Here is a 20,388-nt window from a genome sequence, read left to right as displayed (position 1 = left end):
CCTGTCGTTCCCCCCGGACGGTCTGACCCTATGCCCACTGGAGAGCGTCTGTCGCCGGACGGCCCTTCATGTTGTAGCAAGAGGACACCCGGCAAAATGATTCGCCCTCCCCTCCCCTCTCCCGGCACAGTTCGCCGTTATGGACCGACAACTGATGAGCTCCATCGCGCACCGGAACCATCCGATCGCCGCCCCTCTCGACGAAGCCTCGATACGCACCCTGCTGGAGCACGCCCTCCCGCGGGGCGAGGGCCGGCTGCTGGATGTGGGGTGCGGCTTCGGGGCCTGGCCGGTACAGGCGCTGACGGCGTATCCCGCGGTGCGCGCCGAGGGGGTGGACGTCTCCGCGGCGGCCCTGGAGCGGGCGGAGCAGGCCGCGAAGGAGGCAGGGGTCGCCGACCGGCTGGCGCTGCACCGGTGCGAGGCGGCGGCATACCGCCCGGAGCACCGCTTCGACGCGGTGCTGTGCGTGGGCTCCACCCATGCCTACGGCGGGCTGGTACCCACCCTGGCGGCCCTCCGGGAGCATCTGGCGCCCGGCGGCACGGCCCTGGTGGGCGAGGGTTTCTGGGAGCGCGAGCCGGACCCGGCGGCGCTGACCGGCCTGGGAGCCGAGGCCGAGGAGTTCAGCGACCTGGCGACCACCGTGGACCGGGTGCGGGCGGAGGGCTGGACCCCGGTGTACGCGCACGTCAGCTCGCTGCGCGAGTGGGACATGTACGAGTGGTCCTGGACCGGTTCGCTGTCCCGCTGGGCGCTCGACAACCCCGACCACCCGGACAGCGCCGCCGCGCTCGAGGCCGCGGACGAGCACCGTGCGGGCTGGCTGCGCGGCTACCGCGGCGTGTTCGGCTTCGTCAGCCTGGTGCTGCGGCGCACGGCGGACTGAGCCGGAGGAGGGGCGAGGGGCCGTGACCGCCCGGCGGCCACGGGCCCGGCTCCGGTCCCGTCCGCGACCCACCGGTACGGGAACCCCGGCCCGCGCTGCTCCGTTCCACAGAGTGAGGCCCCGCGGCATCCCCCCGATCGCGGGGCCTCACCCGTGCACCCCGGCCGGTGTCCACCGGGCGGACAGGGAGCCCGGTACGGCACGCGCCGAAACCGGGGGCGCCGGGCGGGCTTCAGCGGCGCAGCGCGGTCTCCTGCTCCATGTGCGACAGCTTCTCGGGGTTGCGTACCGCGTAGAGCCCGGTGATGAGGCCGTCCTCGACGCGCATCGCCAGCACGGTGTCGACCGCCTCGTCCTCCCGCAGGATCAGCGCCGGGTAGCCGTTGACCTGTGCCGGGAGCATCGAGTAGGCGCCGATCCGGCCCAGCGCGGCGGTCAGCAGCCGGCCCACCTTGGCGGCCCCCACCACGGGCTTCGGTACGGCCCTCTTGATCCCGCCGCCGTCGGCCAGGTAGACGACGTCCGGCGCGAGGATGTCGAGCAGGCCCTGCAGATCGCCGGTGTCGGCCGCCCGCTGGAAGGCGTCCAACGCGTTCTGGGTCGCGGCCCGGGAGACGGCCCCGCGCGGCCTGCGCGCCGCGACGTGCGACCGTGCCCGGTGCGCGATCTGCCGGACCGCGGCCGGGCTCTTGCCGACGGCCTCGGCGATCTCGTCGTGGCCGAGGGCGAACACCTCGCGCAGCACGAAGACCGCCCGCTCCACCGGTGCGAGCGTCTCCAGTACCAGCAGCATCGCCATGGAGACGCTGTCGGTCAGCTCGACGTCCTCGGCCACGTCGGGCGCGGTGAGCAGCGGCTCGGGCAGCCAGGAGCCGACGTAGGACTCCTTGCGGCGGCCGAGGCTGCGCAGCCGGCCGAGCGCCTGACGGGTGGTGATCCGGACCAGGTACGCACGCTGGTCCCGCACCGTGCCCAGATCGACGCCCGCCCACCGCAGCCAGGTCTCCTGGAGGACGTCCTCCGCGTCGGCGGCCGAGCCGAGCATCTCGTAGGCGACGGTGAACAGCAGGTTGCGGTGGGCGAGGAACGCCTCGGTGGCCTCGTCCGGCCGGTCGCCGCGGCTGCTGTCCCTGCCACGGTCCTCGGGTGCGGTGTGCGGCGTGCCGGCCATGTTCGGCTCCTGTTCGCTCTCGACGGTGTCGCCCATCAGATGCCGGACCCCGCCGTTGTGTGACACCCGGGCCGCGTCGGATTCCCGCTGCCCGGCTCCGGGGTGCGGCGGCGGGGAGGCGCTGGGGGGTGTGGGTCGTATACCACCGGCACCGCCGCCGGGCTGTGTCCCGCCTCACACGGCGGCACTGTCACAGGGATCGGCCCGCCGGGGTCTTGTGTTCGTTCGGTGCGCGACCACGAGTGAGGACACCAGCATGAACGCCCGGTTCAACATGTTCGAGAACGAGATCGCCCTCAAGTTCGGCAAGCGGTTCGCCAACACCAACCTGGTGCTCGAGCAGTCGTCACTGCCCAAGTCCACGCGGGAGTTGGTGTCGCTGCGGGCCAGCCAGATCAACGGCTGCGGCTGGTGCGTCGACATGCACACCAAGGAGGCGGCGGAGGCCGGGGAGACCGCGGTGCGGCTCGCCCTGGTCGCCGTCTGGCGTGAGTCCACCGTGTTCACCGAGGCCGAGCGGGCCGCGCTGGCGCTCGCCGAGGAGGGCACCCGGCTCGCCGACGCCCACCAGGGCGTGTCCGACGAGACCTGGGCCGAGGTGCGCGAACACTACGACGAGGACCAGGTCGCCGCGCTGGTCTGCCTGGTCGCCCTGATCAACGCGGCCAACCGGCTCGCCGTGATCGTGCACCAGCGGGGCGGCTCCTACCAGCCCGGCATGTTCGCCTCGTTCGAGTAGACGGCGGTCGCCGGCGGGCCCGGCCCGGATCACCGCGATCCGGGCCGGGCCCGCGTGTGCCGGGGCGCGGCCGCGGCTCCCCGGTGCCGGTCCCCCGGCAGGCCGTAGCGGTGGAAGGCCCATGCCGTCCGCGGCGCCGCGGATCGAGGCCGCGTGTGCCGGGCCCGGAAGCTCAAATGAAGCTCTGAACCGCGGCTGCCCGAGATTCGTCCCTTCCCAGCGGGGTCATCACTCTCGCACGAACGAAAGGGGGGATTCGCCATGCGCCTGGGAACCGGGATCGGCTGGCGACCGGAGATAGCCGACGACATAGCGCGGCTGCCCGGGATCGACTGGGTCGAGGTGGTCTCGGAGAACATCTGCCCCGGCCACCTGCCCGATGCCCTGCGGCAGTTGCGCGATCGGGGCACCACCGTGGTACCGCATGGTGTGTCGCTGGGGCTCGGCGGCGCGGCGCGGCCCGACGCGCACCGGCTGGCGGCCCTGGCCGAGCGCGCGGAGGCGCTGGGCGCGCCGCTGGTGACCGAGCACATCGCCTTCGTCCGGGCCGGCGGGCCGCTGGCCTCTCCCACGCTCTCGACTCCGCTCGAACACGGGGGACCTCCGGTCGTCGAGGCCGGGCACCTGCTGCCGGTGCCGCGCACCCGGGAGGCGCTGGACGTCCTGTGCGCCAACGTCCGTATCGCGCAGGCCGAGCTGCCGGTGCCGCTGGCCCTGGAGAACATCGCGGCCCTGTTCCGCTGGCCGGACGAGGAGCTGACGGAGGGGCAGTTCCTCACCGAGCTGGTGGAGCGCACCGGGGTGCGGCTGCTGGTCGACGTGGCGAACCTGCACACCAACCACGTCAACCGCGGCGAGGACCCGCTGCTGGCGCTGGACACCCTGCCCACCTCCGCCATCGCCTACGTGCATGTGGCCGGCGGCGTGGAGCGGGGCGGGGTGTGGCACGACAGCCACGCCCACCCGGTGTCCGCCCCGGTGCTGGACGTGCTGGCCGAGCTGTGCGCACGGACCACGCCCCCGGGCGTACTCCTGGAGCGCGACGAGGACTTCCCCGACTACCGTGAGCTGGCGGCCGAGTTGGACACGATCCGGGCGGTGACCGAGGGCGCGGCACTGAGCGCGGCGGTGACGGCCGCGACGGAGCTCGCCGAGGCCGGGGCGACGGCACGGGCCGGGCGTACGGCATCGACCACGGGCGGTACGGCGGGCGGCGCACGCGCGACGGGCTCGCCGGGGCGGGGCCCCCTGCCGGCCATCCCGGCGCCCCGCTCGCCCCTGTCCGACGGACGGGTGCGGCGTGGCGGGGCCCTCGACGAGGACGGTGCCGGGGCCGAGGCCGGCACGGCAGCCGGCGCGGGGACCGTCGGAGCCCGCGAGGGCACCGGTCGGGCCGGTGCGGGCGACAGGCCCGCCGCCGGAACCCCGACCCGGCACGGGGCCCCTGACGTGGCGCCGGACGTCCCGGACGCGGTGCGCGCCCGGCTCGCGCGCGCGCAGACCTCGCTGCTGTCCGCCCTGGTGGCCGGCGCCCCACCGCCCGAGGGCTTCGACCGCGCACGGCTGCGTGTGCAGCACCGGGCGCTGGTGGCGAAGCGGGCCTCGGTGGTGGCCAAGGTCGCCCCCGAGCTGCCGGAGATCCTCGGCGACGCGTTCGGCGGCACCTTCTCCGCATACGCTGGGGCGCGTCCGATGACCGGCGGCTACCGCCGCGACGCGCTGGCCTTCGTCGAGTACCTGCTGGCCGTCGACCCTCCGCAGGATCCCCAGGTGCGGCAGCGGCTGCGCACCTGGTGGCTGGAGCGGTCCGGCCCGGCGCCGCTGCCCACCGGCCGTATGGCCCGACTCGCCCGTGCCGCCCTCGACGTACTGCGCAGGAGATGATCCGTCATGGACACCTGGATTGTGGCAACCTACCTGGTACTGCTGGCCTGCTCGGTGGGCCTGGTGATCGGCACCACCACCTCCCGGACGCGGCACCGGTCCGGTCGGCCGGACGAGGTGCGCAATGTGCTGGAGGCGGCGTTCCTGGCCGGAGGGCCGGGGAGGGTCGCGGACACCGTGATCTGCACCATGTGCGAGGACGGCCGGCTGGCCGCGGCCGATCCGGGGGTGCTCGCGGTACGGCGGTCCGAGGCCCGGCATCCGGTCGAACGCGCCCTCCTGGACATCCTCGGGCGTGCTCCGGACGGCCGGCTGGCCACGGCACGCCGGATGCTGATGCGCAGCCCCGAGGTCCAGGCCATCGGCGACCGGCTCGCCGAGCGCGGGATGCTGGTGCCGCCGACCGCCGGCCGGCTGTGGCGCGTGCTGGGCCGAATACAGTCGATGGGCTGCACGGTCCTGCTGGTCGTGGTGGCGGTCAAGCCGCCTGGCGGCGGGGGCTCGGACATCCCCGCCTTCGTCAAGGTGATGCCGGGTGCGTTCGTGGCCGCCCTGGTGGGCGTGGTCTGCTCCGTCGTCAGCCAACGCCGGATCACCCGGGCGGGCCGGACGGCGCTGGCCGGCTACCGGCGCGCCCGGCTCGTCTCGGTGCCGCCGCCCGGCCGGCGGTCGGGCGGCGCCGGGGGCGTCGACATCGCGATCCTGGTGGCCCTGGTCGGTGTCGCCGTGCTCGACGACGGCCTTCCGCTGCGGGACGAGTTGCTGCGGGCGCAGGGATCGCTGGCCGGCAGCTCCAGCTCGTCATCGTCTTCGTCATCCTCGGCGGCGAGTTGTTCGACCGGTGACACCTCCACCACCTGGTGCGGCTCCTCCGACGGCGGCAGCTCCTCCTGCGGAGGGGGTCCGTCCTGCGGTGGCGGCTCCAGCTGCGGAGGGGGATCCAGCTGCGGTGGCGGCTCCAGCTGCGGAGGGGGCTGCGGCGGGGGCGGCTGCGGCGGCGGCAGTTGAGCCGAGGGTGCCGCCTTCCGCGTCCACCCCGTGGAAAACCCATGGCGTGGCGGAGTTCCAGGGAGTAGAACTCCGCCATGCTGTGGTTGCTGTTCCTCCTCGTCGCCTGGGGTGCGGCGATACTGAGCTGCGCCCGGCTGTGCGTCGCCGCGATCAGCGCGGCCGACGGTGCGGAACTCCCCGGCGCGCCACCCGGCCGGAGCCTGGACCTGTACGAGACCGCGTTCCTCGCCGGTGGCCCGCAGCGGGTCAGTGACCTCACCCTGGTGTCGATGCACCGTCAGCGACGCCTGCTGCTGGCGCACACCGGCTGGGTCACCGTGGTCGACCCGGAGGGCCGGGACGACCTGGAGCGGTCGCTGATCTCCGCGATAGGGCCCGAGGGCCAGTCCCCGGTGCCTCCGGTACGGGCCGCGCTCGGCAGCGGGGACGCGGTGCGGGCGCTGGGCGACCGGCTGGTGGCCGCCGGCCTGGCGGTCCCGGCCAGGGCGCGCACCGGAGTGGCCGACGCGGTGCGCCAGGTACGGGCGGCCCTGGCGCTGGTGCTGCTCAGCGCGCTGGTGGCCCTGGTGATGGTCCCCCCGGCGGGCGGGGCGGCCACGGTGCTGCCCTGGTTCGCACTGCCGCTGCTGCTCACCGCCGGATCCCTGGCCATAGCGCGGGCCGAGGTGCACCCGTACACCCGCTGGGCCTCGCCGGCCGGCCAGCAGGTGCTGGGCCGGATCACCGTGCCCCCGCGCCCGCCGCGCTCCGCCGACGGCGCCGGCCGCCGCGCGGACGACTCGACCGCGCTGACCGCGCTGGCCGTGCACGGCACCAGTGCGCTGCCCGAACCGGAGCTCCGGGCGGCACTGCGCGGCGGCACCCCGGAACGCTGATTCCTCCCCTCCTCCCCCGCCCGGGCCGGGCACGGCATTGGGAGCATTGCCGACGACACCGGACGCTGGTGCTTTACTTCACCAATCATCGGACCAAATATCCCTTTTGTTGCGTACCGCATGAAGGGATGTCCTGTGAGAGCAGCAGCGCTGTACGGCGTCCTCGGCTCGCTGACCATGACCGCGCTCGCGGTCGCCCCGGCCACCGGCACCACGCCCGCCCCGCCGCGGGACGACTCCGCCGAGGCCCGAGGGGTGGCCGTGGCCGTGGAACGGGCCGAATTGCGGGGTATCGCCTTCGGCCCCTGCCCCGCCGTGGAAGACCTGCCCATCCAGGTGGAGTGCGGCACCGTGACCGTCCCGCTGGACTACGCGCACCCCGACGGCCGGCGGATCCGGCTCACCGTCAGCCGGGTGGAGGCCGGCGGCCCGAAGCGGCAGCGCCAGGGGGCGCTGATCTACAACCCGGGTGGGCCCGGCGGCTCCGGCATGCGCTTCCCCGCCCACGCCGGCGATCCCCAGTACCGCGAGCTGGCCGCCGCCTACGACTTCATCGGCTACGCCCCGCGCGGAGTGGGCCGCTCGGCGCCGCTGTCCTGCCAGGATCCCGCCGAGTTCGCCAAGGCCCCCAGCACCTCGCCCGCGCGCCCCTCCGCCGAGTACCAGCGGGAGCGGATCCGGCAGGCGCGCGCCTACGCGGCCGGCTGCGCCCGCCGTGGCGGAGCGGCCCTGCCGCACTACACCAGCCTGAACAACGCCCGCGACCTGGAGGTGCTGCGCGCCGCCCTCGGCGAACCCGGGCTGACCTTCCTGGGCGCCTCCTACGGGACCTACTTCGGCGCCCTGTACGCCACCCTCTTCCCCGGCCATGTCCGCCGGATGGTGCTGGACAGCGTGGTCAACCCGGAACCGGAGCGCATCTGGTACCGCGACAACCTGGACCAGTCGCTGGCCTTCGAGGGGCGCTGGGCGGACTGGCGCGCCTGGGTGGCCCAGCACGACGGGGTCTTCCACCTGGGACGTACGGCGCAGCAGGTGTCGGACTCCTACGAGCGGGCCCGGCAGGGCCTGGACCGCAAGCCGGCGGACGGCCGGGTCGGCTCCGGCGAGTTGCAGGCCGCCTTCCTCAAGGTCACCTACCACGACGCCTACTGGGAGCCCAGCGCCCGGGCGCTGGCCGCCTATCTGCGCGGGGACACCGCTCCGCTGGTCGCCCTGGCCGCGCGCGACCCCGAGGACGCCGTGGAGGAGGAGAACGGCAACGCCGTCTACACCGCCGTGGAGTGCAATGACGCCCAGTGGCCGACCGACTGGTCCACCTGGGACCGGGACAACACCGAGCTGGCCCGCCGCGCCCCCTTCGAGACCTGGGACAACGCCTGGATGAACCTGCCGTGCGCCTACTGGCCGGTGCGCGACCGGCAGCAGCCGCTCGACATCCGCACCGCCCCTCGCGAGCTGCCCCCGGTGCTGCTGCTGGCCGCCGAGCGGGACGCGGCCACGCCGTACGCCGGAGCGCTGGAGCTGCACCGCAGACTGGCCGGCAGCACCCTGGTCACCGAGCGGAACGCGGGCAGCCACGGCACCTTCGGCGGCCCCAACTCCTGTGTGAACAGCGCGGTGAACGCCTATCTGCTCACCGGCCGCACCCCGCGGCAGGACCTGTTCTGCGCGGGCCGCGCGGCGCCGCAGCCCTTCGGAGCAACCACCCGCGAGATGCGCCAGGCGCCGCAGCTGCCCGTCATGCCGCGCACCCCCTGACCCCGGCCGCGGCCGGTCACGCGACGCGCCCCCTGATCCGCCGTGTGGCGGGTCAGGGGGCGCGTACCCGGGACGGGTGTCAGGCCAGCCCGGCGACCAGGTCGGCGACGGCCTTGCGGCGGCCGGTGTAGAACGGGATCTCCTCACGGACGTGCCGGCGCGCCTCGGAGCCCCGCAGGTGCCGCATCAGGTCCACGATCCGGTGGAGCTCGTCGGCCTCGAAGGCGAGCATCCACTCGTAGTCGCCCAGCGCGAAGGAGGCGACGGTGTTGGCCCGCACGTCCGGGTAGCCGCGGGCCATCTTGCCGTGGTCGGCCAGCATCCGGCGGCGGTCCTCGTCGGGCAGCAGGTACCACTCGTAGGAGCGCACGAACGGGTAGACGCAGACGTAGTCGCGGGCCACCTCGTCGGCCAGGAAGGCCGGGATGTGCGACTTGTTGAACTCGGCCGGCCGGTGCAGCGCCATGTTGGACCAGACCGGCTCCAGCGCACGGCCCAGCCGGGTGCGGCGGAAGCGGTTGTACGCGTCCTGGAGGTCGTCCGAGACCTCCGCGTGCCACCAGATCATGACGTCCGCGTCGGCGCGCAGGCCGGAGACGTCGTAGGTGCCGCGCACCGTGACACCCTTGGCGTCCAGCTGCTCGAAGAGCTCGTCCACCTCTTCGGCGAAACCGGTGCGGTCGTCCGGCAGCGCCTCACGCAGCCGGAACACCGACCACATCGTGTAGCGGATGACCTCGTTGAGGTCCTTTGCCTTCTTCCCCGCGTTGGGAGTCCGGCCGGTGGTCTCGGTGTCTGGAGCAGTCATAACCCTATTCTCACTCTCCCTGTGCGACGGCCGGCGCCAGGGTCGGCAGCAGCCGCCCCGCCGCGTTGCGGCCGCTGGCGACGCAGGCCGGGATGCCCACGCCGTCGTACGCGGCGCCGCACACGGCCAATCCGGGCACGGCGTCGACCTGGGTCCGGATCCGGGCGATCCGGTCCAGGTGTCCGACCGGATACTGCGGCAGTCCGTCGATCCAGCGGGTGACCTCGGTGGCCACCGGGCGGGCGGCCAGTCCGACCGCCGCCTGGAGGTCCGCCAGCGAGATCTCCACCAGCTCGGCGTCCTCGCGCTTCAGATCGGCTTCGTCCTGGTACCGCCCGATCGAGGTACGCAGTACGAACAGCTCGGGATCGGCGTCCCGCACCCAGCCCCACTTGCGGCTGCAGAAGGTGGAGGCCTTGATCCGGCGGCCGTCCACCGAGGGCACCAGGAAGCCGCTGCCGTCCGGCAGCCCGGCCACCTCGGCGCGCCGGAAGGCCATGGTGACCAGGGCCATCGAGGCGTAGTCCACGGTGTTCAGCTCGGCCGCGGCGGCGGGCAGCCAGTCGGCCAGCAGCCGGGCGGCGGCCGGCGCCGGAACCGCCAGCACCACGGCGTCGGCGGTGAGCACCTCGTCGTCCAGCACCACCGTCCAGGCGTCGCCGGGCCGGGTGCCGGGCCGCAGTCCGCGGACCGGGGTGCCGGTGCGGATCAGCCCGCCCGCCGCCCGTACCGCCTCGGCGACCGCGGGCGGCAGCTGGCCCACGCCTCCGTCGATGCCCATGAACACCGGCCCGCCGGGCTGCTGCGCCGACGTGCCGCGCTGCTGGATGGCCCGCACGGTCTCGGTCAGCGAGGCGTGGGTGCGGGCCTCCTCGAACAGCTGGGGTACCGCGGCGCGCAGCGAGATCTGGTAGGCGTCCCCCGCGTAGACCCCGCCGAGCAGCGGCTCGACCAGCCGGTCCACCACCTCGCGGCCGAACCGGGAGGCCACGAAGTCGCCGATGCTGACGTCCTCGCTCAGCTCCAGGGGCGGCAGCTGCGGTTCACGGGCGACGCCGGCCAGGCCCTCCTCGGAGAGCACCCCGGAGGCGGCCAGCGGCTCCGGGCCGCCGGGAACGCCCATCACATGGCCCTTGGGCATGGGCCGCAGCCCGCCGCGGGTCCACAGGTTGGCGCTGGTGGTCGCCGGCGGCCGCAACCGGTCGGCCAGCCCGACGGCGCGCGCCAGCTCGACCGCCTCCGGCCGCCGGGCCAGCATCGACTCCGCCCCGAGATCCACCGGCACGCCCGCGATCTCGCCGGCGTGCAGCTTGCCGCCGAGTCGCTGCGAAGCCTCCAGCACGGTCACCCGCGCCCCATCTGCCAGCAGCCGGTGTGCGGCGGCGAGACCCGAGATCCCGCCTCCGATCACGACCGCGTGGCCCCTGTCCGGAGTCCGCTGTGCGTTCATGTCCCCACTCTCTCAAACCCCGTTTCCGCCCTCGCGCCCGGGCGGCGGGGTTCCATTGACAGCGCCGCTCGGCACACTGAGACTCGTCACGCACGATCACGACCGAACGGTCGGTGGGGTGGCCGTGCAGAGGCGCCGTCGGGCTGCCGGACTTCGTGGAAGAGGATCTGATGAGCGATCGCATACGGGACGTGTACATCGTGGACGCCGTCCGCACCCCGGTCGGCAAGTACGGCGGCGGGCTCTCCCGGGTGCGCCCCGACGACCTGGCCGCCCATGTGGTGCGCAGCCTGGTGGAGCGCACCCCGCGGCTGGACCCGGCCCGGATCGACGACGTCTACTTCGGCAACGCCAACGGCGCCGGCGAGGAGAACCGCGATGTGGCGCGGATGGCCGTGCTGCTGGCCGGGCTGCCGGTGTCGGTCCCCGGCACCACCGTGAACCGGCTGTGCGCCTCGGGCCTGGAGGCGGTGGTGCAGGCCGCCCGGGCCATCGCGGTGGGCGACGCCCGGGTGGTGCTGGCCGGCGGGGTGGAGTCGATGTCCCGCGCGCCCTGGGTGCTGCCCAAGCCGGAGCGGGCGTTCCCGGCCGGTCACCAGGAGCTGTACTCCACCACCCTGGGCTGGCGGATGACCAACCCGGCGATGCCGCCGGAGTGGACGGTGGCCCTGGGCGAGGGCGCCGAGCTGATCGCGGACAAGCACGGCATCGACCGCGCGGCCCAGGACGCGTACGCCCTGGACAGCCACCGCAAGGCGGCGGCGGCCTGGCAGCGGGGGGCTTACGACGCGGAGGTGGTGGCGCTGCCCGGCACCGACCTGGCCCGCGACGAGACCATCCGGGACAGCACCTCGATGGAGGCCCTGGCCAAGCTGAAGCCGGCCTTCCGCGACGGCGGCACGGTCACCGCGGGCAACGCCTCCCCGCTCAACGACGGGGCCGCGGCGCTGCTGCTGTGCGACGAGGAGGGGCTGCGGGAGACCGGCCGGGAGCCGCTGGCCCGGATCGGGGCGAGCGCGGTCACCGGTATCGAGCCGCAGCTCTTCGGGCTCGGCCCGGTGGAGGCGGTGCGCCGCGCCCTGGCCAAGGCGGGACGCTCCTTCGAGGAGCTGGCCGCCGTGGAGCTGAACGAGGCCTTCGCCGCGCAGGTGCTGGGGTGCCTCGCCGCCTGGCCCGAGCTCGACCCGGCCAAGGTCAACCCGCGCGGCGGGGCCATCGCCATCGGCCACCCGCTGGGCGCCTCCGGGGCCCGGCTGGTCGGCGCCGTCGCCCACCAGCTGGCCGCCCGCGGCTCGGGCACGGGGCTGGCCACGCTGTGCATCGGGGTGGGGCAGGGGCAGGCACTGGTCCTGGAACGGTGACGCTCCGCGGGGTGGGGGGTGCGCGCCGAGATGTGCGGGCCTGTCGTGGCGGGCCGCGCAGCTCCTCCCGCAGCCTCCGCGCCCCTGAGGGGCGCGCGGAAACTGCGCGATCAGCGACCACCGGCCCGCAGCCGACCCACCGCGCTCGGTCTGGGTGTGGACGTACTCGACGAGGCGGGACGGTCGGGGTCGGCCTGCCACCGTGAACGCAGGGCGCTCCGTGCGTGGGGTGCGGACGCAGATCTTGCCGGCCGCGGGTCCGCTGCGGCTGGTCGCGCAGTTCCCCGCGTCCCTAAAAGGGCGCGGGGACGGTCGGCGTCAGCGTGCGGCCTGCGTGCGGCGGCCCGTGACCCTTCGGGCTGCCGGGTGCCCCGAAAGGGGCGCTGGGGGTGCCCCCGGACGGAGTCTGGGGGAGGAACTGCGCGCTCACCCACCGACCCGCAGCCGACCCACCGCGCGATCAGCCACCCACCGCGCCACCGCGCAACGCCACCGCGCGCTCGGGCCTCAGCCCGCGGTCTGGGTGTGGACGTACTCGACGAGGCGGGTGAGGGCGTCCGGGTCGGTGTTCGGCGGCACTCCGTGGCCCAGGTTGAAGACGTGGCCGGGCAGCTCTCGGGCCGCGTCCAGCACCTCGCGGGCCTTGCCCTCCATCGCCTCGCGCGGAGCGAAGAGCACCGCCGGGTCCAGGTTGCCCTGGAGCGCCTTGCCGGGGCCCACCCGGCGGGCGGCCTCGTCCAGCGGCACCCGCCAGTCGACGCCGACCACGTCCGCGCCGGCCTCGCCGATCAGCCTGAGCAGCTCACCGGTGCCCACGCCGAAGTGGATCCGCGGCACGCCGTAGCCGGCGACCGCCTCGAAGACCTTGGCGGAGGCCGGCAGCACGCTGCGGCGGTAGTCGGCCGGGGCCAGGGCGCCGACCCAGGAGTCGAAGAGCTGGACCGCGGAGGCGCCGGCCTCGATCTGGACCTTGAGGAAGGCGGAGGTGATGTCGGCGAGGCGGTCCAGCAGGTCGGCCCACAGCTGCGGGTCGCCGTACATCAGCGCCTTGGTGTGCTCGTGGTTGCGGGACGGCCCGCCCTCGACCAGGTAGCTGGCCAGGGTGAAGGGGGCGCCGGCGAAGCCGATCAGCGGGGTGCCGCCCAGCTCCGCGGTGAGCATGCCGATGGCCTCGGTGACATACGCCACGTCGTCCGGCTCCAGGGCCCGCAGCCGCTCCAGGTCGGCGCGGGTGCGGATGGGCTGGGCGACGACCGGGCCGACGCCCGGCTTGATGTCCAGGTCCACACCGATGGCCTTGAGCGGGACCACGATGTCGCTGAAGTAGATGGCGGCGTCCACGCCGTGCCGGCGCACCGGCTGCAGGGTGATCTCGGTGACCAGCTCGGGCCGCATGCAGGACTCCAGCATGGGGATGCCCTGGCGGACCTTGTGGTACTCCGGCAGCGAGCGTCCGGCCTGGCGCATGAACCACACCGGCGTGTGGGGCACCGGTTCTCGCCGGCAGGCCCGCAGGAACGCCGAGTCCTTCACCGCCGGGGCCGCGCCGCCACCGGTCTGCTGCTGGCCTTCCGGCCCGTCCGAGACGCTCATGCCCCCGATTTTCGCACGGGCCGAACGAGTGACCCGACAACCCGGGTGTCCCTACCTCGTTCAGGGGCCTGGAACGCCTAGTCTTCCGGGCATGGCAGCGGCTCAGGGACACCTCGCGGACGGTGCGGACAGCACAGGCGGTCAGGACGGCGCACCCTTGGCCTTCCGGCACGCGGTAGCCGGATTGCGCGGCGCGCGGCCGCGGGCCGAGGTGGAGATCGACCCCACCGCGCCACCGCGGCGGCTGGCGCCCTTCTCCTACGCGCTGGAGGCGGTGGTCGCCCCGGACGAGGAGGAGGAGTTGGCGGAGGGGCGGTTGATCCTGCTCCACGATCCGGAGGGGCACGACGCCTGGCGCGGCACCTTCCGGCTGGTGACCCTGGTCCACGCGGACCTGGAGCCGGAGATGGCCGCGGACCCGCTGCTGCCGGAGGTGTGCTGGTCCTGGCTGACCGGCGCGCTCCAGGCGCGCGGGGTCCCGTACCTGGAGCCGAGCGGCACGGTGACGCTGGCGAGCTCCCACCACTTCGGCGGGATCGGCGAGCGCGACTCCTCGACGAAGATCGAGATCCGCGCCTCCTGGACGCCGGTCGAGGACTCCGGGGTGCCGGACACCGGTGCCCACCTGGCGGCCTGGTGCGACCTGCTGTGCCAGCTGGCCGGGCTGCCGCCGGCCGGGAACCCGGACCCGGGGGTCGTCGCGCTGCCGCAGCGCCGCGGCCCGCGCCCCCGCTGAGCGGCGCCGACGCGTCCACTCCGGGCACCGGGACGGCACCCCGGCGAGCCCTCTCCGGACACCGCGACGGGCATCGCCGGGGCATCCTCACGGCACGCCGCGAGGCACCCGCACGGCACGCCGCGGAGCAAGTCCGAGGCACACCACCGGGCCAGGCGGAACGATCCGCCGGGCCCGGTTCCGCCGATCGATCAGCCGTCTGAATTGTCCGAATTGTTACTCACTCGATCGTGATCATCCCCTAAAGCCGGGCCGGTGGGGTGCCGAAGGATCTGATGACCCGTCCCCACCCGACTCCCCTTCAGGAGGCCTGGTGTCTGTTCTCCTTGAGCAACCGTCCAGCCTGGTCGCCTACCGCCCGAACAAGCCGACGGCGATGGTCGTCGTCGCCGACCCCCGCGTCCGTTCCACCGTCACCCGCCACCTGTGGGCACTGGGTGTCCGCGATGTCATCGAAGCGTCATCCATCGCCGAGGCCCGCCCGCGCATCGGCAACCCCCGCGACATCTGCGTCGCCGACGTTCACCTGCCGGACGGCTCCGGGCTCACCCTGCTGTCCGAGACCCGCGCCGCGGGCTGGCCCAACGGCCTGGCACTCTCCGCCGCCGACGACATCGGCGCGGTGCGCAACGCGCTGGCCGGCGGCGTCAAGGGCTATGTGGTCACCGGCACCCGCACCAACCTGGGGCTGCCCGGGCGCCCCGGCGCGGCCCCGATCGGCTCCGCGGCGGCCCGGCTGCACCGCCGCCCACCGGGCGCGCCCGGCCACCCCGGCGGCTTCCGCGAGCTGTCCGGCCGGGAGGTCGAGGTACTGCGGCTGGTCGCCGAGGGCCAGTCCAACAAGGCCATCGGGGTCTCCATGGGACTCTCCGCGCTCACCGTGAAGAGCCACCTGGCCCGCATCGCCCGCAAGCTGGGCACCGGGGACCGGGCCGGCATGGTCGCGGTGGCCCTGCGCACCGGCATCATCCACTGATCCGCGACCCTCGAGGGCAGCACCGCGGCCCGAAGGGCACCCCTTCCGGACCAACCGCCACGCCCGCCGACGGAACGTTCCGTCGGCGGGCGCCCTGCATTCGGCACACACACGGATACCCTTGACTGGTGACCGACGCCCAAGAGACCGCAGCCAAGACGACTCTGCGAACCACCGGGGGCGGCCCCCCGGACGACGGCGTCGCAGTCCCGCCCGCACCGATTCCGCTGCTGGAGCCCCGCGAGGGCGTCCCGCCGGTGATCGCCGACCCGGTCCGGCTGGAGGCCGTGATCGCGGCCTTCGCGGCGGGCAGCGGCCCGGTCGCCGTGGACGCCGAGCGCGCCTCGGGCTACCGCTACGGCCAGCGCGCCTACCTGGTGCAGCTGCGCCGCAAGGGGGCGGGCACCGCCCTGATCGACCCGGTCGGCTGCCCGGACCTGTCCGCGCTCGGCGCGGCGCTGGCCGACGCCGAGTGGGACCTGCACGCCGCCACCCAGGACCTGCCCTGCCTGCGCGACATAGGCATGGTGCCGGCGCGGATCTTCGACACCGAGCTGGCCGGGCGGCTGGCCGGGTTCCCCCGGGTCGGGCTCGGCGCCATGGTGGAGAACGTCCTCGGCTACACCCTGGAGAAGGGGCACTCCGCCGTCGACTGGTCCACCCGCCCGCTGCCCGAGCCCTGGCTGCGCTACGCCGCGCTCGACGTGGAGCTGCTGGTCGACCTACGGGACGCGCTGGAGGAGGAGCTGGACCGGCAGGGCAAGCTCGACTGGGCCCAGCAGGAGTTCGCCGCCATCGCCTCGGCGCCGCCCGCCCCGCCGCGCAAGGACCCCTGGCGGCGCACCTCCGGGATGCACAAGGTCCGCCGCCGCCGGCAGATGGCGGTGGTGCGCGAGCTGTGGACGGCCCGTGACCGGATCGCCCAGCGGCGCGACGTCTCCCCGGGCAAGGTGCTGAGCGACGCGGCGATCGTGGAGGCGGCGCTGGCGCTGCCGTCCAACATCCGGGCACTGGGTGCGCTCAGCGGATTCGGCAGCCGCACCGGGCGCCGCCAGCTCGAGCAGTGGCAGGCGGCCATCGACCGGGCGCGCGCGCTGCCGGAGTCCGAGCTGCCGCAGCCCGGCCAGGCGGTCGCCGGTCCGCCGCCGCCGCGCGCCTGGGCCGACAAGGACCCGGTCGCCGCGGCCCGGCTGTCCGCCGCCCGCACCGCGGTCTCCACGCTGGCCGAGCGGCTGGTCATGCCGCAGGAGAACCTGATCGCCCCGGACACCGTGCGCCGGCTGTGCTGGGAGCCGCCGGCCGAGGCGTCGGCCGCCGGGGTGGCCGCGGCGCTCGCCGGGTACGGGGCCAGGCCCTGGCAGATCGAGCAGGTCTCCTCGGCCCTCGCCCGGGCGCTCACGGCGCACTCGGCCTGATGGCGACGCGCGTGGACCGCCGGGTGTTACCGGCGGTACGCGCGCAGATCCATGTGACCTTCACCGCTCCCGGACGGGGGGCTGGGCAGCTTGGTTACCCACAAGTAGCATGAGGGGGTGACGGCGCGCCCAAGGCGTGCTGCCCGCAGCAGTGCCATCCCGCACCTGGAGGAGAGCCAACGTGCCTCGTACCGCTAGGGACGTCGTCTTCGTCGACGGCGTCCGGACCCCATTCGGCAAGGCGGGCCCGAAGGGCATTTACCACGAGACCCGCGCCGACGACCTGGTCGTCAAGTGCATCCGGGAGCTGCTGCGCCGCAACCCGGACCTGGACCCGGCCCGCATCGACGAGGTCGCCGTCGCCGCCACCACCCAGATCGGCGACCAGGGCCTGACCCTGGGCCGGACCGCCGGCATCCTGGCCGGTCTGCCGCAGTCGGTGCCCGGCTACTCCATCGACCGGATGTGCGCCGGCGCGATGACCGCGGTGACCACCACCGCCGGCTCCATCGCCTTCGGCGCGTACGACATCGCCGTCGCGGCCGGTGTCGAGCACATGGGGCGGCACCCGATGGGTGAGGGCGTGGACCCCAACCCGCGCTTCGTCTCGGAGAAGCTGGTCGACGAGTCCGCCCTGTTCATGGGCATGACCGCGGAGAACCTGCACGACCGCCTCCCGCACATCACCAAGCAGCGCGCCGACGAGTACGCGGTCCGCTCGCAGGAGAAGGCCGCCAAGGCGTACGCCGACGGCAAGATCCAGCAGGACCTGGTGCCGATCTCGATCCGGCGCACCACCCCGGAGGGCGGCGAGCTCGGCTGGGGCCTGGCCACCGCCGACGAGCCGATGCGCCCGGGCACCACGCTGGAGAACCTGGCGTCCCTCAAGACCCCGTTCCGTCCGCACGGCCGGGTGACCGCGGGCAACGCGGCCGGTCTGAACGACGGCGCCACCGCCTCGCTGATCGCCGCCGAGGACGTGGCCCGGGAGCTCGGCCTGCCGGTCAAGATGCGCCTGGTCAGCTACTCGTTCGCGGGCGTCGAGCCCGAGGTGATGGGCATCGGCCCGGTGCCGGCGACCGAGAAGGCCCTGCGTCAGGCCGGGCTGGGCATCGAGGACATCGGCCTCTTCGAGATCAACGAGGCGTTCGCGGTCCAGGTGCTGTCGCTGCTGGACCACTACGGCATCGCCGACGACGACCCGCGCGTCAACCAGTACGGCGGCGCCATCGCCTACGGCCACCCGCTGGCCTCCTCCGGCGTGCGTCTGATGACCCAGCTGGCGCGGCAGTTCGAGGAGCAGCCGCACGTCCGCTACGGCCTGACCACCATGTGCGTCGGCTTCGGCATGGGCGGCACCGTGATCTGGGAGAACCCGCACTTCGACGGAGGCAACAAGTGAGTACGACCGCTGAGCTTCTGAAGGGTGCCGCCGAGCTGTTCCCCGGCGAGGTCGTCACCAGCGCGCATGTGCGCCACCTCGACCTGCCGCAGGGCGCCGGCCGCTTCGCGCTGATCACCCTGGACAACGGCTTCGACCACACCAAGCCGACCACCTTCGGCCCGGCCTCGCTGGCGAACCTGAACGCCGCCATCGACCAGGTCGAGAAGGAGGCGGCGGACGGCGAGATCGTCGGCGTCGGCATCACCGGCAAGCCGTTCATCTTCGCCGTCGGCGCCGACCTCAAGGGCGTCGAGCTGCTCACCCGGCACGAGGACGCGCTGGCCATCGGCAAGGGCGGCCACGACGTCTTCAAGCGGCTGTCCGGGCTCGCCGTGCCGACCTTCGCCTACTACAACGGCGCGGCCATGGGCGGCGGTGTCGAGGTCGGTCTGCACTGCACCTACCGCACCGTCTCCAAGGCGCTGCCCGCCTTCTCGCTGCCCGAGGTCTTCCTGGGCCTGGTGCCGGGCTGGGGCGGCTGCGTGCTGCTGCCGAACCTGATCGGTGCCGACCGCGCGGTCAGCGTGATCATCGAGAACTCGCTCAACCAGAACAAGCAGCTCAAGGGTGCTCAGGTGCACGAGCTCGGGATCGCGGACGCGATCTTCGAGGGCGCCGACTTCCTGGAGCAGTCGCTGATCTGGACCGCCTCCGTGCTCCGCGGCGAGACCGAGGTCGTCCGGGCCGAGGTGGACCGCGGCGAGGCGTGGGACCAGGCCGTGCAGCGCGGCCGGGCCATCGCCGACGGCAAGGTGCACGGCGCCGCCCCGGCCGCGTACCGCGCGCTGGACATCATCGCGGCCGCCAAGAACGGCGACCTGCGCCAGGGCTTCGACGCCGAGGACCAGGCCCTCGCGGACCTGATCATGGGTGGCGAGCTGCGCAGCGGCATCTACTCCTTCAACCTGGTGCAGAAGCGCGGCAAGCGTCCCGCCGGCGCGCCGGACAAGTCGCTGGCGCGCCCGGTCACCAAGGTCGGCGTGGTCGGCGCGGGCCTGATGGCCTCGCAGCTGGCGCTGCTGTTCGCGCGCCGCCTCGAGGTGCCGGTCGTGCTGACCGACATCGACCAGGAGCGGGTCGACAAGGGTGTGGGCTACGTCCACGGCGAGATCGACAAGCTGCTGCTCAAGGGCCGGGTGAACCAGGACAAGGCCAACCGCCTCAAGGGTCTGGTGACCGGTGTCCTGGACAAGGCCGCCGCGTTCGGTGACGCCGACTTCGTCATCGAGGCCGTCTTCGAGGAGATGGGCGTCAAGCAGAAGGTGTTCGCCGAGGTCGAGGCGGTCGTGCCGGAGCACGCCATCCTGGCCACCAACACCTCCTCGCTGTCCGTCACCGAGATGGCCTCCCAGCTCAAGCACCCCGAGCGGGTCGTGGGCTTCCACTTCTTCAACCCGGTCGCCATCCTCCCGCTGCTGGAGATCGTGCGCGGCGAGAAGACCGACGACGCCTCGCTGGCCACCGCCTTCGGGGTCGCCAAGAAGCTGAAGAAGACCGGTGTGCTGGTCAAGGACGCCCCGGCGTTCGTGGTCAACCGCATCCTCACCCGCTTCATGGGCGAGATCCAGAACGTCATCGACGAGGGCACCCCGGTCGAGACCGCGGAGAAGGCCATCGAGCCGCTCGGTCTGCCGATGTCCCCGCTGGTGCTGCTGGAGCTGGTCGGCCCGGCCATCGGCCTGCATGTCTCCGAGACGCTGCACGGCGCCTTCCCGGAGCGCTTCAAGGTCTCCGAGAACCTGGCCGCGGTGGTCAAGGCCGGCAAGCGCGGCTTCTACGTCTACGACTCCGGCAAGCCGGAGCTGGACCCGGAGGTCGCCGCGCTGCTCAAGCAGGGCGACGTGGTGCTGACCGAGCAGCAGGTGCGCGACCGGGTGCTGGACGCGGTGGCGCAGGAGATCGGCCTGATGCTGGAGGAGGGCGTGGTGGCCGAGGCCCAGGACATCGACCTGTGCCTGATCACCGGCGCCGGCTGGCCCTTCCACCTGGGCGGCATCACGCCGTACCTGGACCGCGAGGGCGTCTCCGAGCGGGTGAACGGCAAGAAGTTCCTCGCCCAGGGCGTCGCCAGCGTCCCCGCGTAACCCCCGTCCCCGGCCGCGGCGCACCCCCGCCTAGGCCCGAGACAACGCGCCGCAGGGCCGTACGGAACCCCCGTACGGCCCTGCGCCGTCCCCGCACACCCCCAGGGCGCCCACCACCCCGGGTCCCCAGGGGAACGACAAACCACACGCCCAGCCCCTCAGGGGCGCTGGGGGTCCCCCCGGACGGGGTC

Annotated in this window: 16 protein-coding genes; 12 read left to right on the top strand and 4 right to left on the bottom strand. The window is 73.9% G+C overall.

Annotated elements, in window-relative coordinates; genetic code table 11:
- Positions 1–139 precede the first annotated feature (139 nt).
- Positions 140–889, top strand: coding sequence for an SAM-dependent methyltransferase (locus E4099_RS08420; RefSeq protein WP_135338337.1), 750 nt, complete (start codon positions 140–142; stop codon positions 887–889).
- 232 nt (positions 890–1,121) lie between these two features.
- Here E4099_RS08420 and E4099_RS08415 read toward each other — a convergent pair whose 3' ends face one another.
- Positions 1,122–2,060: an RNA polymerase sigma-70 factor gene (locus E4099_RS08415; protein WP_135338343.1), complete on the bottom strand. Its 939-nt coding sequence runs from the start codon at positions 2,058–2,060 to the stop codon at positions 1,122–1,124.
- A 256-nt stretch (positions 2,061–2,316) separates the two neighbouring features.
- Here E4099_RS08415 and E4099_RS08410 point away from each other — a divergent pair, with 256 nt between their 5' ends.
- The 5 genes from E4099_RS08410 to E4099_RS08390 all read left to right on the top strand — a co-directional run bounded on the left by E4099_RS08410 (position 2,317) and on the right by E4099_RS08390 (position 8,330).
- On the top strand, positions 2,317–2,799 hold the full coding sequence (locus E4099_RS08410) for a carboxymuconolactone decarboxylase family protein (RefSeq protein WP_135338336.1): 483 nt from the start codon (positions 2,317–2,319) through the stop codon (positions 2,797–2,799).
- A 261-nt stretch (positions 2,800–3,060) separates the two neighbouring features.
- Positions 3,061–4,683: an MbnB/TglH/ChrH family RiPP precursor modification enzyme gene (locus tag E4099_RS08405; RefSeq protein ID WP_135338335.1), complete on the top strand. Its 1,623-nt coding sequence runs from the start codon at positions 3,061–3,063 to the stop codon at positions 4,681–4,683.
- A gap of 6 nt (positions 4,684–4,689) precedes the next feature.
- Positions 4,690–5,691, top strand: coding sequence for a TIGR04222 domain-containing membrane protein (locus E4099_RS08400; RefSeq protein ID WP_135338334.1), 1,002 nt, complete (start codon positions 4,690–4,692; stop codon positions 5,689–5,691).
- A gap of 77 nt (positions 5,692–5,768) precedes the next feature.
- Positions 5,769–6,569: a TIGR04222 domain-containing membrane protein gene (locus tag E4099_RS08395; protein ID WP_135338333.1), complete on the top strand. Its 801-nt coding sequence runs from the start codon at positions 5,769–5,771 to the stop codon at positions 6,567–6,569.
- Between the two features lie 135 nt (positions 6,570–6,704).
- Positions 6,705–8,330 (top strand): alpha/beta hydrolase, encoded by a 1,626-nt coding sequence (locus E4099_RS08390; RefSeq protein ID WP_135338332.1) that lies wholly within the window; start codon positions 6,705–6,707, stop codon positions 8,328–8,330.
- A 79-nt stretch (positions 8,331–8,409) separates the two neighbouring features.
- On the opposite strand, the gene hemQ is transcribed toward E4099_RS08390, so the two are convergent.
- Together hemQ and hemG are read right to left on the bottom strand one after the other, a co-directional pair.
- A complete protein-coding gene (hemQ, locus tag E4099_RS08385; protein WP_135338331.1) occupies positions 8,410–9,138 on the bottom strand; it encodes a hydrogen peroxide-dependent heme synthase in 729 nt (242 codons plus the stop codon).
- Positions 9,139–9,148: 10 nt separating this feature from the next.
- Positions 9,149–10,588: a protoporphyrinogen oxidase gene (gene hemG / locus E4099_RS08380; RefSeq protein ID WP_135338330.1), complete on the bottom strand. Its 1,440-nt coding sequence runs from the start codon at positions 10,586–10,588 to the stop codon at positions 9,149–9,151.
- Between the two features lie 170 nt (positions 10,589–10,758).
- On the opposite strand from hemG, the gene E4099_RS08375 reads away from it, so the two are divergent.
- Entirely contained in the window at positions 10,759–11,949 is a 1,191-nt protein-coding gene (locus E4099_RS08375) for a thiolase family protein (protein WP_135338329.1), read from the top strand.
- Positions 11,950–12,456: 507 nt separating this feature from the next.
- On the opposite strand, the gene hemE is transcribed toward E4099_RS08375, so the two are convergent.
- Positions 12,457–13,542, bottom strand: a complete 1,086-nt coding sequence (hemE, locus tag E4099_RS08370) for a uroporphyrinogen decarboxylase (RefSeq protein WP_167828320.1) — start codon at positions 13,540–13,542, stop codon at positions 12,457–12,459.
- A gap of 91 nt (positions 13,543–13,633) precedes the next feature.
- On the opposite strand from hemE, the gene E4099_RS08365 reads away from it, so the two are divergent.
- From E4099_RS08365 to E4099_RS08345, 5 genes are all read left to right on the top strand, one after another.
- Positions 13,634–14,278 (top strand): DUF3000 domain-containing protein, encoded by a 645-nt coding sequence (locus tag E4099_RS08365; protein WP_135338328.1) that lies wholly within the window; start codon positions 13,634–13,636, stop codon positions 14,276–14,278.
- Positions 14,279–14,591: 313 nt separating this feature from the next.
- Complete coding sequence (locus E4099_RS08360) at positions 14,592–15,254, top strand: response regulator transcription factor (RefSeq protein WP_135338327.1); 663 nt, start codon at positions 14,592–14,594, stop codon at positions 15,252–15,254.
- A gap of 128 nt (positions 15,255–15,382) precedes the next feature.
- Complete coding sequence (locus E4099_RS08355) at positions 15,383–16,669, top strand: ribonuclease D (RefSeq protein ID WP_135338326.1); 1,287 nt, start codon at positions 15,383–15,385, stop codon at positions 16,667–16,669.
- Positions 16,670–16,850: 181 nt separating this feature from the next.
- Positions 16,851–18,071, top strand: a complete 1,221-nt coding sequence (locus tag E4099_RS08350) for a thiolase family protein (RefSeq protein WP_135338325.1) — start codon at positions 16,851–16,853, stop codon at positions 18,069–18,071.
- Positions 18,068–20,197 (top strand): 3-hydroxyacyl-CoA dehydrogenase NAD-binding domain-containing protein, encoded by a 2,130-nt coding sequence (locus E4099_RS08345; protein ID WP_135338324.1) that lies wholly within the window; start codon positions 18,068–18,070, stop codon positions 20,195–20,197. The genes E4099_RS08350 and E4099_RS08345 overlap by 4 nt, the downstream gene beginning before the upstream one ends.
- Positions 20,198–20,388 lie beyond the last annotated feature (191 nt).

The sequence above is a fragment of the Streptomyces palmae genome, assembly GCF_004684805.1.
Taxonomy (GTDB): domain Bacteria; phylum Actinomycetota; class Actinomycetes; order Streptomycetales; family Streptomycetaceae; genus Streptomyces; species Streptomyces palmae.
The sequence above is the reverse complement of the archived record's forward strand: the minus strand, read 5'-3'. Positions and strand labels throughout refer to the sequence as shown.

Excerpts from the sequence above, each read along its gene's own strand:
- hemG (WP_135338330.1), bottom strand. The coding sequence starts at position 10,588 with ATGAACGCACAGCGGACTCCGGACAGGGGCCACGCGGTCGTGATCGGA.
- E4099_RS08415 (WP_135338343.1), bottom strand. The coding sequence starts at position 2,060 with ATGGCCGGCACGCCGCACACCGCACCCGAGGACCGTGGCAGGGACAGC.
- E4099_RS08395 (WP_135338333.1), top strand. The coding sequence starts at position 5,769 with ATGCTGTGGTTGCTGTTCCTCCTCGTCGCCTGGGGTGCGGCGATACTG.
- hemE (WP_167828320.1), bottom strand. The coding sequence starts at position 13,542 with ATGAGCGTCTCGGACGGGCCGGAAGGCCAGCAGCAGACCGGTGGCGGC.
- E4099_RS08420 (WP_135338337.1), top strand. The coding sequence starts at position 140 with ATGGACCGACAACTGATGAGCTCCATCGCGCACCGGAACCATCCGATC.
- E4099_RS08400 (WP_135338334.1), top strand. The coding sequence starts at position 4,690 with ATGGACACCTGGATTGTGGCAACCTACCTGGTACTGCTGGCCTGCTCG.
- hemQ (WP_135338331.1), bottom strand. The coding sequence starts at position 9,138 with ATGACTGCTCCAGACACCGAGACCACCGGCCGGACTCCCAACGCGGGG.
- E4099_RS08405 (WP_135338335.1), top strand. The coding sequence starts at position 3,061 with ATGCGCCTGGGAACCGGGATCGGCTGGCGACCGGAGATAGCCGACGAC.
- E4099_RS08375 (WP_135338329.1), top strand. The coding sequence starts at position 10,759 with ATGAGCGATCGCATACGGGACGTGTACATCGTGGACGCCGTCCGCACC.
- E4099_RS08410 (WP_135338336.1), top strand. The coding sequence starts at position 2,317 with ATGAACGCCCGGTTCAACATGTTCGAGAACGAGATCGCCCTCAAGTTC.
- E4099_RS08365 (WP_135338328.1), top strand. The coding sequence starts at position 13,634 with ATGGCAGCGGCTCAGGGACACCTCGCGGACGGTGCGGACAGCACAGGC.